The organism is Streptomyces sp. SX-6 (genome assembly GCF_059089585.1).
The window spans coordinates 79,534-93,592 of sequence record NZ_JBTHHU010000022.1 but is presented as its reverse complement, the minus strand read 5'-3'; the positions used below and the strand labels follow the sequence as shown (position 1 = coordinate 93,592).

The 14,059-nt window shown below is 70.2% G+C and carries 15 protein-coding genes; 7 read left to right on the top strand and 8 right to left on the bottom strand.

Annotation, left to right across the window (positions count from 1 at the left end; genetic code table 11):
• Positions 1-30 precede the first annotated feature (30 nt).
• A complete protein-coding gene (locus tag ACV530_RS24435) occupies positions 31-1,230 on the top strand; it encodes an MFS transporter (protein ID WP_494334772.1) in 1,200 nt (399 codons plus the stop codon).
• 12 nt (positions 1,231-1,242) lie between these two features.
• Here the strand turns inward: ACV530_RS24435 and ACV530_RS24430 are convergent, their stop codons facing one another.
• On the bottom strand, positions 1,243-1,953 hold the full coding sequence (locus ACV530_RS24430) for a rhomboid family intramembrane serine protease (protein ID WP_494334771.1): 711 nt from the start codon (positions 1,951-1,953) through the stop codon (positions 1,243-1,245).
• Between the two features lie 78 nt (positions 1,954-2,031).
• On the opposite strand from ACV530_RS24430, the gene ACV530_RS24425 reads away from it, so the two are divergent.
• Positions 2,032-2,688 carry a TetR/AcrR family transcriptional regulator gene (locus ACV530_RS24425; RefSeq protein ID WP_494334770.1) on the top strand — a complete coding sequence of 219 codons (657 nt, stop codon included), beginning with the start codon at positions 2,032-2,034 and terminating at the stop codon, positions 2,686-2,688.
• A 59-nt stretch (positions 2,689-2,747) separates the two neighbouring features.
• Complete coding sequence (locus ACV530_RS24420) at positions 2,748-3,632, top strand: sigma-70 family RNA polymerase sigma factor (RefSeq protein WP_494334795.1); 885 nt, start codon at positions 2,748-2,750, stop codon at positions 3,630-3,632.
• A 25-nt stretch (positions 3,633-3,657) separates the two neighbouring features.
• Here the strand turns inward: ACV530_RS24420 and ACV530_RS24415 are convergent, their stop codons facing one another.
• Both ACV530_RS24415 and dnaB read right to left on the bottom strand, forming a co-directional pair.
• Positions 3,658-4,317 (bottom strand): pentapeptide repeat-containing protein, encoded by a 660-nt coding sequence (locus tag ACV530_RS24415; RefSeq protein WP_494334769.1) that lies wholly within the window; start codon positions 4,315-4,317, stop codon positions 3,658-3,660.
• 50 nt (positions 4,318-4,367) lie between these two features.
• Positions 4,368-5,858, bottom strand: a complete 1,491-nt coding sequence (dnaB, locus tag ACV530_RS24410; protein WP_494334768.1) for a replicative DNA helicase — start codon at positions 5,856-5,858, stop codon at positions 4,368-4,370.
• Positions 5,859-6,369: 511 nt separating this feature from the next.
• Between dnaB and ACV530_RS24405 the strand changes: the two genes are divergently transcribed.
• Positions 6,370-7,680, top strand: coding sequence for an MATE family efflux transporter (locus tag ACV530_RS24405; RefSeq protein ID WP_494334794.1), 1,311 nt, complete (start codon positions 6,370-6,372; stop codon positions 7,678-7,680).
• Between the two features lie 91 nt (positions 7,681-7,771).
• Here the strand turns inward: ACV530_RS24405 and rplI are convergent, their stop codons facing one another.
• The 4 genes from rplI to rpsF all read right to left on the bottom strand — a co-directional run bounded on the left by rplI (position 7,772) and on the right by rpsF (position 9,484).
• The gene (gene rplI, locus ACV530_RS24400; protein WP_494334767.1) at positions 7,772-8,218 is read right to left on the bottom strand and encodes a 50S ribosomal protein L9; all 447 of its coding nucleotides are present in this window, start codon (positions 8,216-8,218) and stop codon (positions 7,772-7,774) included.
• 18 nt (positions 8,219-8,236) lie between these two features.
• Complete coding sequence (rpsR, locus tag ACV530_RS24395) at positions 8,237-8,473, bottom strand: 30S ribosomal protein S18 (protein WP_004950692.1); 237 nt, start codon at positions 8,471-8,473, stop codon at positions 8,237-8,239.
• Positions 8,474-8,515: 42 nt separating this feature from the next.
• The gene (locus ACV530_RS24390) at positions 8,516-9,115 is read right to left on the bottom strand and encodes a single-stranded DNA-binding protein (protein WP_494334766.1); all 600 of its coding nucleotides are present in this window, start codon (positions 9,113-9,115) and stop codon (positions 8,516-8,518) included.
• Positions 9,116-9,193: 78 nt separating this feature from the next.
• On the bottom strand, positions 9,194-9,484 hold the full coding sequence (gene rpsF / locus ACV530_RS24385) for a 30S ribosomal protein S6 (RefSeq protein ID WP_049719052.1): 291 nt from the start codon (positions 9,482-9,484) through the stop codon (positions 9,194-9,196).
• 258 nt (positions 9,485-9,742) lie between these two features.
• Here rpsF and ACV530_RS24380 point away from each other — a divergent pair, with 258 nt between their 5' ends.
• The 3 genes from ACV530_RS24380 (at position 9,743) to ACV530_RS24370 (ending at position 12,367) form a co-directional block, all read left to right on the top strand.
• Entirely contained in the window at positions 9,743-10,072 is a 330-nt protein-coding gene (locus ACV530_RS24380; RefSeq protein WP_494334765.1) for a hypothetical protein, read from the top strand.
• A gap of 99 nt (positions 10,073-10,171) precedes the next feature.
• Positions 10,172-11,290 carry a lipid II:glycine glycyltransferase FemX gene (locus ACV530_RS24375; RefSeq protein ID WP_494334764.1) on the top strand — a complete coding sequence of 373 codons (1,119 nt, stop codon included), beginning with the start codon at positions 10,172-10,174 and terminating at the stop codon, positions 11,288-11,290.
• 45 nt (positions 11,291-11,335) lie between these two features.
• Entirely contained in the window at positions 11,336-12,367 is a 1,032-nt protein-coding gene (locus tag ACV530_RS24370; protein WP_494334763.1) for an alanine racemase, read from the top strand.
• A gap of 35 nt (positions 12,368-12,402) precedes the next feature.
• Here ACV530_RS24370 and ACV530_RS24365 read toward each other — a convergent pair whose 3' ends face one another.
• The gene (locus tag ACV530_RS24365) at positions 12,403-13,896 is read right to left on the bottom strand and encodes a glycosyltransferase family 87 protein (RefSeq protein WP_494334762.1); all 1,494 of its coding nucleotides are present in this window, start codon (positions 13,894-13,896) and stop codon (positions 12,403-12,405) included.
• Between the last annotated feature and the right edge of the window lie 163 nt (positions 13,897-14,059).

Sequence of the window (14,059 nt, the reverse complement as noted above, 5' to 3'; positions counted from 1 at the left end):
GCCGCCGGGCACGGAATGACGGGCGACGCCATGACCCTGGCCGGTACCCCGGCCACCGACGACGACGTCCGCTCGCCCCTGAAGGGGTGGGCGGCCGTCCTCGCGGTGACGCTGGGCATCTTCTCCCTCATGACCTCCGAGCTGCTGCCCGTCGGTCTGCTCACCCCGGTCGCCTCCGCGCTCGACGTGTCGGAGGGTACGGCCGGCCTGATGGTCACCGTGCCCGGCCTCGTGGCCGCGGTCTCGGCGCCCCTGGTGACCGTGGCCACCGGGCACGTGGACCGGCGCCTCGTGCTCGTCGCGCTGATCGGCATCGTGGGCGCCGCCAATCTGGCGTCCGCCTGTGCACCGTACTTCGCCGTGGTCCTGGCGGCCCGGTTCCTCATCGGGATCAGCGTCGGCGGCTTCTGGGCGATCGCCGGGGGCATCGCCCTGCGGCTGGTGCCGGAGGAGCACGTGGGCCGGGCCACCGCCGTGATCTTCGGCGGGGTCGAGACCGCGTCCGTACTCGGCGTGCCCACCGGCACCCTGCTCGGCGACCTCAGCGGCTGGCGTACCGCCTTCGCGGCCGTGGGACTGCTGGGGCTGGCCGCGCTGACCTGCATGGTCTTTCTGCTGCCGCCCCTGCCCGCGACCCGGACGATCACTCTGGCCGAACTGCCCCGGCTGCTGCGCGCGTTCTCCGGGCTGCGGGCCGGACTCGCCGTCACCTTCCTCGTCATCACCGGCCACTTCGTGGCCTACACCTTCCTGCGCCCGGTGCTGCGGGACGACGGCATCGACGGCAGCGCGATCGGCGTGCTGCTGCTGGTCTTCGGCGTGGCCGGGATCGCCGGCAACTTCCTCGCCGGTGCGCTGGTCACCCGGCACGTCCGCCGTGTCGTCACCGGCATCGGGGCCGTGCTCGCCGCCGCCATGGCCGCGCTCGCCCTGGCCGGCGACGGCGGAACGCCGGCCGCGGCGGCCGTGCTGGTCCTCTGGGGGCTGGGCTACGGGGCCGTGCCGGTCAGCATGCAGACGTGGGTCCTCAAGGCCGCGCCGGACGCGACCGAGGCCGCGTCCTCGCTGTACGTCGCGGTGTTCAACCTGTCCATCGCCCTGGGCGCGCTGTTCGGCGGCTTCGCGGTCGACGGCCTCACCACGGCCGGGGTGTTGTGGATCGGCGGCGGACTGACGGTGCTCGCGTCGCTGGTGATGGTGGTGACGGTGGTGCGACCCCGCGCGTCATGAAGACCCCGCGCGTCATGAACCGGAACGGGCGCGCGGGGCAAGGACGGTGAGGGCGGTGAAGGCCATGCCGATCAGGAGCGCGCCGCCGTGGATGTTCTGCGCGGCCGCGAGGACCAGCGCTGTCGCCACCGCCGCGACGGCGGCCCAGCGGGCCGCGCCGCGGGCCCGCATCTTCTCGATCACGGTCCCCGCCACCACGGCACCCACGATGCCCGGCACCAGCGCCACACTCGCCATCGTGGCCAGCAGCGCGGCGCACCAGATCAGCAGTACGCGGGGCGCGGCGGCGGGGAGGCGGCCGTCGCCGCGCCATATCGCGAAGGCGACCGAACCGGTCAGGCCGCAGATCGCGATCGAGTTGCCGCCGCCGACCGGCTGCCATGCGTAGCCGATGAACTCGGCGGCCACACCGGCTCCGAAGTAGTGCACCAGCCAGGCGCGGCGGGAGAGCACCTGCTCGGCCACCGCGCCGATCAGCGCCAGGAAGAGCAGGTTGGACAGCGTTCCGATCACGCCGCCGTCCTGGACGAACAGCGAGGTCACCGACCGCCACCACTGCCCGTGCAGGCCCTGCGGGGTGCGCTGGAGGTGTTCAAGCATCCCGGGGATCACGAACTGGAGCGCATTGGCCACAGCGGTCACGGCGAACACCGCGCCGGTGACGACGGGACGGCGGTGGCCCAGCAGAGCCGGAGCGCCGGCCTCGGCGCTGATCGTTGTCATGCGACGATCATAGAGAGAAAATATAGATCGGGTCAATATTTAAGCCCGGCCGAAGCTTGTACTGGGTATGCTGGAGCCATGACCGGACAACTCGGCCTGCGGGAGCGCAAGAAGCTCCGGACCACGCAGCTGCTCTTCTCCAACGCCATCGGCCTGTTCCTCGAGCACGGCTTCGACAACGTCACCGTGGCCCAGATCGCGGAGACCTCGGACGTCTCCAAGATGACGGTCTTCAACTACTTCCCCACCAAGGAGGACCTCGTCCTGCGCCCCCTCGAGGAGCACGTCCCCGACGCGGCCCGCATCGTCCGCGAGCGGGCCGCCGGCGAGTCCCCCCTCGCGGCCCTGCGCCGCGCCTTCCTGGCCGCGCTCGACGCACGCGACGCCTCCACCGGGCTCAACGACTCCCCGACCGTCCTGGGCGTGTGCCGCCTCGTGCACAGCACCCCCTCGCTCTCCGCGCGGGCCCTGGTCCTCACCCGGCGGGGCCACGCCCTGCTCGCCGCCGAGCTCCCCGGCCCCCCGGTGCTCGCCGAGGCCGTAGCGGCCCAACTGGCCGGGACCCACGAGGCCTTGTACGCCGAGAACCTGCGGCGCATGCTCGCGGGCGAGACGGCGGACGCCGTCCACCCCGACGCGGTCGCCAACGCCGAGGCGGCCTTCGGCCTGCTCGAGGGTGGCCTCCGTCACTTCGGGGCCGGGGATGTCACATCCGTCGCCCAGACTTCGTCATGATCATGGCGATCACGACCGAAAGACACTGAAAGACGGGGCCGATGGAGCCGATGGAGCCGATGGGCGAGAACGACTTCCTGGCGGAGCGCTTCGAGGAGCACCGCGGGCATCTGAAGGCGGTGGCCTACCGGATGCTCGGCTCGCTCACCGAGGCGGACGACGCCGTCCAGGAGGCCTGGATCCGGCTCAGCCGCTCCGACGCCGACACCGTGGAGAACCTGGGCGGCTGGCTGACCACGGTCGTCGGCCGGGTGTGCCTCGACATGCTGCGCTCGCGCACCTCGCGCCGGGAGGAGTCGCTGGAGGAGCGGGTACGGCTGCCCGACCCGGTCGTCGACGGCACCGAGGCCGTCGACCCCGAACACGAGGCGCTGCTGGCCGACTCCGTCGGCCTCGCGCTGCTCGTCGTCCTGGGCACGCTGGCCCCCGCCGAGCGGCTCGCGTTCGTCCTGCACGACATGTTCGCCCTGCCCTTCGACGAGATCGCCCCCGCCCTCGGGCGCACCCCGGCGGCGACCCGCCAGCTCGCGAGCCGCGCCCGCCGCCGGGTGCAGGGCGCCGATACGGCCCCCGACACCGACCTGCCCCGCCAGCGCGAGGTCGTCGACGCCTTCCTCGCCGCCGCCCGCGGCGGCGACTTCGAGGCGCTCGTCACCGTCCTCGACCCGGACGTCGTGGTCCGCTCCGACGGCGGCAGCCGACGCCCGAGCCTGGTCCGCCGCGGCGTCGCCGCCGTGTCCGAACAGGCCGTCCTGGGCGCCCGTTTCGCCGGGGCCACCCGGCCCGTACTCGTCAACGGAGTCGCGGGGGCCCTCGCCACGATGGACGGACGCCCCCTGTCCCTCATGGCGTTCACGGTCAGGGGCGGCAGGATCACCGCGATCGACATCCTCACCGACCCCGAGCGCCTCAGCCGCCTCGACCTCACGGAGTTCGACGGCTGAGGCTGCGTCAGATCACTGCGCCGGGTCAGTCGTCTTTCACGCTGAGGCCGATGTGCTGCGCCAAGACCGGTGCCAGGTCGAACAGTTGGGCCGTGCTGATCGTCGCGCCGTTCAGGGATCCGATCCCGGAGGCGATGCCCAGCGCGGTGGCCTCGCGCAGGTCGACCCTCGTCAGCCTGGCCTTGTCGAACCGTGCCCGGTCCAAGGACGATCCGGGGAAGCGGACGTCGGTCAGTTCCGCACCGCCGAAGTCCACGTCGCGCAGGAGGCAGTCGACGAAGACGACGTCCTTCAGCGTGGTCGCGCGCAGGTTGACCGAGTCGAGTTTGCACTGGTGGAAGACGACACGGCGCATCTCGGCACCGTGGATCTCCGTACCGGCGAAGACACCGGCGACGCACTCGCTGTCCAGCCAAGTGGTCTCCGCGAGGTTCGTCCCGACCATACGGACGGCGTGCAGCCACACCTCGTCGAACCGGGAACGCCGCAGACGGCCACGGTCGAAGGCGGCCGAGGAGAAGGCCGACTCACTGAAGAGGGCACTGCCTGCTTCCGCGTCCTGGAAGGAGGAGCCGTCGAAGTGGAGCCGTTCGTAGGCGCCCGCCTGCTCGAGCTCGCCGGTGAAGGGCTCGAGGTGGTGCGCATACGGCAGTGCGGCCAGGTCGCGGGGGGCGCTCACTCGCATGGGTTCCTTCCGGGGCGACGGAGTCGGGCGCCTTCACAAGGCCCCTGCGATCAGGTCTGGGCCATGTCCACGAAGCGCGAGTAGTGGCCCTGGAAGGCCACCGTGATCGTGGCCGTCGGGCCGTTTCGGTGCTTGGCCACGATCAGGTCCGCCTCGCCCGCGCGGGGCGACTCCTTCTCGTACGCGTCCTCGCGGTGGAGCAGGATGACCATGTCGGCGTCCTGCTCGATGGAGCCGGACTCACGCAGGTCGGAGACCATCGGCTTCTTGTCCGTACGCTGCTCCGGGCCACGGTTCAGCTGCGACAGCGCGATGACCGGGACCTCGAGCTCCTTGGCGAGGAGCTTGAGGTTACGGGACATGTCCGAGACCTCCTGCTGACGGCTCTCGGGGCGCCGGGCGCCGCCGGACTGCATCAGCTGGAGGTAGTCGATGACGATGAGCTTGAGGTCGTTGCGCTGCTTGAGACGGCGGCACTTGGCGCGGATCTCCATCATCGACAGGTTCGGGGAGTCGTCGATGTAGAGCGGCGCGGCGGAGACGTCGGGCATGCGGCGCGCGAGGCGCGTCCAGTCGTCATCGGTCATCGAACCCGAACGCATGTGGTGCAGGGCGACCCGGGCCTCGGCGGAGAGGAGACGCATCGCGATCTCGTTGCGGCCCATTTCGAGGGAGAAGATGACGCTCGGCAGATCGTTCTTGATCGAGCAGGCCCGGGCGAAGTCCAGCGCGAGCGTCGACTTGCCCATCGCGGGACGGGCGGCGATGACGATCATCTGGCCGGGGTGGAGGCCGTTCGTCAGGGCGTCGAGGTCCGTGAAGCCGGTGGGGACGCCGGACATCTGGCCGCTGCGCGAGCCGATGGCCTCGATCTCGTCGAGCGCGCCCTCCATGATGTCGCCGAGCGGGTGGTAGTCCTCGTTGGTGCGCTGCTCGGTGACGGCGTAGATCTCGGCCTGGGCGTTGTTGACGATGTCGTCGACGTCGCCGTCGGCCGCGTATCCCATCTGCGTGATGCGGGTGCCCGCCTCGACCAGCCGCCGCAGGACCGCACGCTCATGGACGATCTCGGCGTAGTACTCGGCGTTGGCCGCGGTCGGGACGGTCTGAACCAGGGTGTGCAGATACGACGCACCGCCGACGCGGGCGATCTCGCCGCGCTTGGTGAGCTCCGCCGCGACCGTGATCGGGTCGGCGGGCTCGCCCTTGGCGTAGAGGTCGAGGATGGCCTGGTAGACGGTCTCGTGCGCGGGCTTGTAGAAGTCGCTGCCCTTGAGGACCTCGACGACGTCGGCGATCGCGTCCTTCGAGAGCAGCATGCCGCCGAGGACGGACTGCTCGGCGTCGACGTCCTGCGGGGGGACGCGCTCGAAGCCGCCGGACTGCTGGCCCTGCCAGGCGCTGTCGTCGCCCCCGCGGTCGTGCTGCTCGCGGGAACGGCCGTCACCACGGCCGTCGGCACGACGGGAGCGGGGGAAGGGGAGACGGTCGCCGGGGCCGCCGCCCGCCCAGGGGTCGTCCATGGGCTCGGGGACGCTCACCCCCACCACCTCCTCCCGTCCGCGAAGCGGACCTCACCGTGCCTCTCTTTCTTACGGCACGGCTCCGACAAACAGGACGCCCGGCTCCGGTTGTGGCGCGTCGGGATGACGCCGGTCTCGTAAGGTCGAAAGGGGGCCTGGGAGACGGGAACGGACGGTGGGCGCCGGTCCACGGTAGGCCCGCGGGCACCGTCAGCCAATCTGGTTATCCACAGGGCATGTGGATGAGGGGCCCCAAGCTGTGGAGAACCCCCTCCAACCTGTGCACGGGTCGGGGGAAAGCGCTGTGGACAACACCACTCCACCGCCATGAGCGCGCTTCTGACCTGCATGTTTGTCATCCACCGGCTGTTGAGGAGAAAAAGTTTTGCGGCCGGGCCCAGATGGCGACAAACGGCACAGAGAAGATCGCGGTTCACAACGCCGAGTAAGTGACAAAAGGCCATTGCGCTCATTACCTGTGGAAGATTGAATGGGACCTGTGAGTCACACCCTCCCCCGCCGCCTGCCCATGGCCCACGCGCACGACCGCGAGATCGTCGCCCTGGCCCTGCCGGCCTTCGGCGCGCTCGTCGCGGAGCCCCTGTTCGTGATGGCCGACAGCGCCATCGTCGGCCACCTCGGCACCCCGCAGCTCGCCGGGCTGGGCATCGCCGCGGCACTCCTCACCACCGCCGTCGGCGTCTTCGTCTTCCTCGCCTACGCCACCACCGCCGCCGTCGCGCGCCGGGTGGGTTCGGGAGACCTCCGGGGGGCCGTCCGGCAGGGCATGGACGGTATCTGGCTCGCCCTGCTGCTGGGTGCCGCGATCGTCGGCGCCGTGCTGCCCACCGCTCCGGCACTCGTCGAGCTCTTCGGCGCCTCCCCGGCCGCGGCCCCGTACGCCGCCGACTATCTGCGGATCAGCGCACTGGGCGTGCCCGCCATGCTCGTCGTGCTCGCGGCCACGGGGGCGCTGCGGGGGCTCCAGGACACCCGGACCCCGCTGTACGTCGCCGTCGGCGGCTTCGCCCTCAACGCCGTGCTCAACCTCGCGCTCGTCTACGGCGCCGGGCTCGGCATCGCGGGCTCCGCCTGGGGCACGGTCGCCGCGCAGTGGGCCATGGCGGCCGTCTACCTCGCCGTCGTCGTACGGGGCGCGCGGCGGCACGGCGCCCCGCTGCGGCCCGACGCCGCCGGGATACGGGCCTGCGCCCGGACCGGGGTGCCGCTGCTGGTCCGTACGCTCGCGCTGCGGGCGGTGCTGATGATCGCGACGGCGGTCGCGGCCCGGCTCGGCGACAGCGAGACGGCGGCGCACCAGATCGTCCTCTCCCTGTGGAACCTGCTCGCCTTCGCGCTGGACGCCATAGCGATAGCCGGGCAGGCGATCATCGGCCGCCAACTCGGCGCGGGGGACACCGAGGGGGCGCGCGCGGCATGCCGCCGCATGGTGCAGTGGGGCATCGCCACCGGCGTGGTGCTGGGGGTGCTGGTGATCGCCGCGCGGCCGCTGTTCGTCCCGCTGTTCACCTCCGACCCGGCCGTACGGGACACGCTGCTGCCCGCCCTGCTGGTCGTGGCAGCCGTACAGCCCGTCGCGGGCATCGTCTTCGTCCTGGACGGGGTACTGACGGGGGCCGGGGACGGCCCGTACCTCGCCTGGGCGATGCTGGCGGTCCTCGTCGTCTTCGCACCCGCCGCGCTGCTCGTCCCCGCCCTGGGCGGCGGGCTCACGGCCCTGTGGTGGGCGATGGCGCTGATGATGGCGGTGCGCATGCTCACACTGTGGCTGCGGGCACGGTCGGGGCACTGGATGGTCACCGGGGCGGTACGGGCGTAGGAGCCGTACGTCACGTGACGTCACGTACGCGGAAGGGCCGCACCCCGAGGGGGTGCGGCCCTTCCTCATGCTCTGCCGAGCACGACGCTGCTTACGCGGCGATGACCTCGATGCCGAGCTTGGCAACGACGTCGGCGTGCAGACGCACGGACACCTGGTGCGCGCCCAGGGTCTTGATGGGCGAACCCAGCTCGACGCGGCGCTTGTCGACCTCGGGACCACCGGAAGCCTTGATCGCCGAAGCGACGTCGGCCTGGGTCACGGAGCCGAACAGGCGGCCGGCCTCGCCGGCGCGGACGCCCAGGCGGACCTTGACGCCCTCGAGCTGGCCCTTGATCTCGTTGGCCTGCTCGATCGTGGCGATCTCACGGATCTTGCGGGCGCGGCGGATCTGCGCCACGTCCTGCTCGCCACCCTTGGTCCAGCGGATCGCGAAACCGCGCGGGACCAGGTAGTTGCGGGCGTAGCCGTCCTTGACGTCCACGACGTCACCGGCGACACCGAGGCCGGAGACCTCGTGGGTGAGGATGATCTTCATTATTCGGTCACCCTTCCCTTATCGCGCGGACGAGGTGTAGGGCAGCAGCGCCATCTCACGGCTGTTCTTCACGGCCGTGGCGACGTCACGCTGGTGCTGGGTGCAGTTGCCGGTAACGCGACGGGCACGGATCTTGCCGCGGTCGGAAATGAACTTCCGCAGCATGTTCGTGTCCTTGTAGTCCACGTACGCGGTCTTGTCCTTGCAGAAGGCGCAGACCTTCTTCTTCGGCTTGCGCGGAGGCGGCTTAGCCATTGTCTCTCTCCAGTGTGATCAAGAAGTTTGTTGCTGTTCGCCCTAGAAGGGCGGTTCGTCGGAGTAGCCGCCGCCGGAGTTGCCGGAGCCGCCGCCCCAGCCGCCTCCGCCGCCCTGCTGGCCGCCGGACGGAGCACCGGTCGCCCAGGGGTCGTCGGCGGGAGCCCCGCCGCCACCCTGCTGGCCGCCGCCGGGACCGGAGCCCCAGCCGCCGCCCTGGCCGCCGTTGCCGCCCTGGCCACCCTGGCCGCCGCCGTAGCCACCCTGGCCACCACGGCCGGTGGTCTTGGTGACCTTCGCCGTGGCGTTCTTCAGGCTCGGCCCGACCTCTTCGACGTCGAGCTCGTAGACCGTGCGCTTGACGCCCTCGCGGTCCTCGTAGGACCGCTGCTTGAGCCGGCCCTGCACGACGACACGCATGCCGCGCTGGAGCGACTCGGCGACGTTCTCCGCCGCCTGCCGCCACACCGAGCACGTCAGGAAGAGGCTTTCGCCGTCCTTCCATTCGTTGCTCTGGCGGTCGAAGGTGCGGGGAGTGGACGCGACACGGAACTTCGCGACCGCCGCACCGGACGGGGTGAAGCGCAGCTCGGGGTCGTCGACGAGATTGCCGACGACCGTGATGACGGTCTCGCCTGCCATGGATGAACCTCTCGGCGGGTGTGCTGGCTGCTTGCTACTCGTTGCGATACAGCCCGATTACCGCTGAACCGGTGGGGTTCAGTGGGTCTCGGGACGGAGGACCTTGGTCCGGAGGACCGACTCGTTCAGGTTCATCTGGCGGTCGAGCTCCTTGACGACCTCAGGCGTGGCCTGCAGGTCGATGACCGAGTAGATGCCCTCGGGCTTCTTCTTGATCTCGTAAGCGAGACGACGACGGCCCCAGGTGTCGACCTTCTCGACCTTTCCGTTGCCCTCACGGACGACGGAGAGGAAGTTCTCGATCAGCGGGGAGACAGCGCGCTCCTCGAGATCGGGGTCGAGGATGACCATCACCTCGTAGTGACGCATGTGGAACCCACCTCCTTTGGACTCAGCGGCCACGGTCGATCCGTGGCAGGAGGGTCGTGATGCGTTGACAACGGTATCGGCCAGCACTGACAAACAGTGCGGAGCCGAAGGACCGGCCCTTGGCAGATACCGATGCAGACCGTACAGAGTACCCGTACACCGGCCTCCGGTTGAAATCCTGGCGCCGGGGGCCACAATTTGTACGCAACGGGTGTGACCGGCGCCATAATGCGCCACCTGCCTTGAGGAGGTAGCTCGATGACACAGGCGGTCAGGCAGCCCCACGGTTTGCGCGCTCTGATCAACTCCGTGCTCAACAGCGACGGAAAACCGCATCCAGTCGAGAACACCTTCGTCGTCCTGACGGTCGCGCTCGGTGCGCTGGCCTTCATCTCCTCGGCCTTCAAGGACCTGCACCTGCTCAGCTCGTGGAGCGGGCTGGCGGGCGTCCTCAGCGGGGCCTGGGGACAATTCATCTCGGCCACCACGGGAGAGCGTTTCCTGCTGATCATCGGGCTGGGCGCCTCCGCGATCGGCCTCTTCCTCGGCATCGCCCACGGCGGGCTCTTCGGCGGCGTGCTCGGATAGGGGGCGGTACGCCCAAACGGGGCGCTCCCCGGTCGCAGTAGGCTTCGGCGCGAGAGCCGGAGCCCCGACCCTGGGGACACACCTGCCGAGGAGCGCCCCGTGAGCCTGACCCTGAGGACCATCAGCCGAGAGCAGCATCTGGCATACATCCAGAGTCTGCCCGCGGCCAGTCACATGCAGGTCCCGGCGTGGGCTGACGTCAAGGCGGAGTGGCGCTCGGAAAGCCTCGGCTGGTTCGACAAGACCGGGCAGATGGTCGGCGCCGGCCTCGTCCTCTACCGTCAGCTCCCCAAGATCAAGCGATACCTGGCCTACCTGCCCGAGGGCCCGGTCATCAACTGGTACGCCCCGAACCTCGAGGACTGGCTCCAGCCCATGCTGGCCCACCTCAAGCGGCAGGGCGCCTTCTCCGTGAAGATGGGCCCGCCGGTCGTCATCCGCCGCTGGGACGCGGGCGCCATCAAGGCGGGCATCGCCGACCCGGACGCCAAGCGCCTGCGCGACGTCGAGGCCACCTTCATCGAGCCGCGTGCCTTCGAGGTCGCCGACAAGCTGCGCCGCATGGGCTGGCAGCAGGGCGAGGACGGCGGCGCCGGCTTCGGTGACGTGCAGCCGCGCTACATCTTCCAGGTGCCGCTGGAGAACCGTTCCCTGGAGGACGTCCACAAGGGCTTCAACCAGCTGTGGCGGCGCAACATCAAGAAGGCCGAGAAGGCCGGCGTCGAGGTCGTCCAGGGCGGCTACGAAGACCTGCCCACCTGGCAGCACCTGTACGAGATCACCGCGGAGCGCGACAAGTTCCGCCCGCGGCCGCTCAGTTACTTCCAGCGCATGTGGACGGCCCTCAACACCGAGGACCCCAACCGCATGCGGCTGTACTTCGCGATCCACGAGGGCGAGGCCGTCGCCGCGGCGACCATGCTGATCGTCGGCGGGCACGTCTGGTACTCCTACGGCGCCTCCGCCAACCACAAGCGCGAGGTCCGCCCCTCGAACGCGATGCAGTGGCGGATGCTGCGCGACGCCTACGCGCTGGGCGCGAGCGTCTACGACCTGCGGGGCATCGGCGACTCCCTCGACGAGAACGACCACCTCTTCGGGCTCATCCAGTTCAAGGTCGGCACGGGCGGCCAGGCCGCCGAGTACCTCGGCGAGTGGGACTTCCCGCTCAACAAGCTGCTGCACAAGGCCCTCGACATCTACATGTCGCGCCGCTGACCCCACCGCACCGACCACACCCAGGGAAAGGAACCGGGACCGGCCATGGCGCTCACGCTCTACGTCGACACCCAGCGCTGGAGGACACACCAGCAGTCCGTCCTCCAGCAGTTCCCGGGCATCGTCCCGGTCTGCAAGGGCAACGGCTACGGCTTCGGCCACGAGCGGCTGGCCGATGAGGTGGCCCGCTTCGGGTCGGACACCATCGCCGTCGGCACGACCTACGAAGCGGCCCGGATGAAGGACCTCTTCGGCGGCGACATCCTGGTGCTCACCCCCTTCCGGCTCGGCGAGGAGCCCGTGCCGCTGCCCGACCGGGCCATCAGGTCCGTCTCCTCGGTCGAGGGCGTGCGCGGCCTGGTCGGCGCGCGGGTCGTCGTCGAGGTCATGAGCAGCATGAAGCGGCACGGCATCAGCGAGGAGGACCTGCCCAAGCTGCACGCCGCCATCGAGGACGTGCGCCTGGAGGGCTTCGCCATACATCTGCCGCTGGACCGCGGCGACGGCAGCACCGCCGTCGACGAGGTGACCGCGTGGATGGAGCGCCTGCGCAACGCCCACCTGCCGCTGCACACGATGTTCGTCAGCCACCTCAAGGCCGATGAACTCGCCCGGCTGCAGCAGCAGTTCCCGCAGACCCGCTTCCGCGCCCGCATCGGCACCCGGCTGTGGCTCGGCGATCACGACGCCACCCAGTACCGGGGCTCCGTCCTGGACGTCACGCGGGTGTCCAAGGGCGACCGCTTCGGCTACCGCCAGCAGAAGACGGCCGGTGACGGCCACCTCGTGGTCGTGGCCGGCGGCACCTCGCACGGCGTCGGCCTGGAGGCGCCGAAGGCGCTGCACGGCATGATGCCGCGCGCCAAGGGCGTCGCCCGCGCGGGCCTGGCGACCATGAACCGCAATCTCGCGCCCTTCGTGTGGGCGGGCAAGCAGCGCTGGTTCGCGGAGCCCCCGCACATGCAGGTCTCGATCCTGTTCGTGCCCAACGACGCACCCGCCCCGCAGGTCGGGGACGAGCTGGTGGCCCATCTGCGGCACACCACCACCCAGTTCGACCGGTTGCTCGACCACTGATCCACCCCCCGTGGTGACCGGGCCCGGAGCAGCGGCTACACGGAGCCGCTGCTCCCGTCGGCCCATCGGACAGACGTGCTGTCGGAGCGGTCCGCGGGCGACCGGCCCGCGGAACCGAGGGTGACTATGTCCGGGGCCCCGTCCAGCACGCCGCCCGAGGGGTCGTCCGAGCCGTCCTGCCGCACGACGTCCCGCTCCGGCCGGAGGATGTCGCGCACGACGATCGCGCACAGGTAGAGCGTCCCCAACAGGTGCAGGACGATGGCCAGTTGATAGCCCTCCACCGGCAGGCCCTGATGCTTGTCGCCGCTGTTGGTGTAGGCCAGGTAGAACCAGATGCCCAGGAAGTACAGGACCTCGCACGCCTGCCAGACGAGGAAGTCGCGCCACTTGGGACGGGCCAGCACGGCCAGCGGGATGAGCCACAGCACGTACTGCGGCGAATAGACCTTGTTGGTGAGGACGAAGAGCGCCACGATCAGGAAGGCCAGCTGCGCGAAGCGCGGCCGCACGGGAGCGCGCAGGCCGAGCCAGGCCAGGGCCAGACAGCCAAGGACCATCAGCACCGTCGCATAGGTGTTGACGTCCTCCAGCGGATCGCCCGTGCGCTGGGAGATGATCAGCCAGAGCGAGCCGAAGTCGACCGGCCGCTCCTGGCTGAAGGCGTAGAACTTCGCCCAGCCCTCGCGGATGTGGAGACCCGAGGCGCCGTACGTGAGCATCACCGGCAGGTTCACCACGAGCCAGGCGCCCGCCGCCGCGGCCAGGGTCCGGCAGAAGTCCCGCCACTTCCCGGCCCGAAGGCACAGGATGAACAAGGGCCCCAGCAGAAGCAGCGGATACAGCTTCGCCGCGGTCGCGAGCCCCAGAAGAACGCCCGCGAAAACCGTGCGGCCACGTGACCACATGAGCATCCCGGCAGCTGTCAGCGCCACCGCGAACAGGTCCCAGTTGATGGTGGCGGTCAGCGCGAGGGCCGGGGAGAGGGCCACCAGCAGGGCGTCCCAGGGGCGGCGGCGGTGCGTCCGCGCCACGCATGCCACCACGACGACGGCGCAGGCCATCAGCATCCCGGCATTGATGAACCAGTTGAACTGCTCACGGCTCTGGAGGCTGCCGCCGCCCGGCGTGAACAGGGCCGCGACCTCCATGAACAACCCGGTGAGGACCGGATATTCGAGGTAGTCCATCTCCCCGGCGCTGCGGGGGATCCGGTCGAAATACGGAATGAGACCGGAGTCGAAGCCGCGCCCGGAGAACAGGTGCGGGATGTCGGAGTAGCAGGCGTGCGTGTACTGGGTGGTGGCGCCGAAGAACCAGCCATGGTTGTAGCACGGCAGCTTCTGCACCATCCCCACGGCGAACATGCCGATCATCACGAACGCGATCACCAGGACCGGCGTCAGCCACCGGACGCCGCCGGGCAGCGCCCGCCGTCCGGCCGGCCCACCGATGAGCTCACTGCCGGCGGCAGCCACCTCGTCCTCGACGGTGGGCCGTACAAGCTGGTCGTCCCGCACGCTCCTCATGCGCCCATCCTGCCGTACCCGGCACGAGGCCGCTGAGGCCTGTGGACAGGCCCGGGCCTGTGGACAACTCCGTCACACCCCCGGGGACCGCCCCGCAACGCTGCGAGACGGCCCCCGGGGCCCGGACGGTACGAAGGTGCCGGTCAGACGGTACGGAGGGACC

Excerpts from the sequence above, each read along its gene's own strand:
- ACV530_RS24435 (WP_494334772.1), top strand. The coding sequence starts at position 31 with ATGACCCTGGCCGGTACCCCGGCCACCGACGACGACGTCCGCTCGCCC.
- ACV530_RS24405 (WP_494334794.1), top strand. The coding sequence starts at position 6,370 with ATGGCCCACGCGCACGACCGCGAGATCGTCGCCCTGGCCCTGCCGGCC.
- ACV530_RS24415 (WP_494334769.1), bottom strand. The coding sequence starts at position 4,317 with ATGCGAGTGAGCGCCCCCCGCGACCTGGCCGCACTGCCGTATGCGCAC.
- ACV530_RS24370 (WP_494334763.1), top strand. The coding sequence starts at position 11,336 with ATGGCGCTCACGCTCTACGTCGACACCCAGCGCTGGAGGACACACCAG.
- ACV530_RS24390 (WP_494334766.1), bottom strand. The coding sequence starts at position 9,115 with ATGGCAGGCGAGACCGTCATCACGGTCGTCGGCAATCTCGTCGACGAC.
- ACV530_RS24380 (WP_494334765.1), top strand. The coding sequence starts at position 9,743 with ATGACACAGGCGGTCAGGCAGCCCCACGGTTTGCGCGCTCTGATCAAC.
- ACV530_RS24430 (WP_494334771.1), bottom strand. The coding sequence starts at position 1,953 with ATGACAACGATCAGCGCCGAGGCCGGCGCTCCGGCTCTGCTGGGCCAC.
- ACV530_RS24420 (WP_494334795.1), top strand. The coding sequence starts at position 2,748 with ATGGGCGAGAACGACTTCCTGGCGGAGCGCTTCGAGGAGCACCGCGGG.
- rplI (WP_494334767.1), bottom strand. The coding sequence starts at position 8,218 with ATGAAGATCATCCTCACCCACGAGGTCTCCGGCCTCGGTGTCGCCGGT.
- ACV530_RS24425 (WP_494334770.1), top strand. The coding sequence starts at position 2,032 with ATGACCGGACAACTCGGCCTGCGGGAGCGCAAGAAGCTCCGGACCACG.
- rpsR (WP_004950692.1), bottom strand. The coding sequence starts at position 8,473 with ATGGCTAAGCCGCCTCCGCGCAAGCCGAAGAAGAAGGTCTGCGCCTTC.
- rpsF (WP_049719052.1), bottom strand. The coding sequence starts at position 9,484 with ATGCGTCACTACGAGGTGATGGTCATCCTCGACCCCGATCTCGAGGAG.
- ACV530_RS24365 (WP_494334762.1), bottom strand. The coding sequence starts at position 13,896 with ATGAGGAGCGTGCGGGACGACCAGCTTGTACGGCCCACCGTCGAGGAC.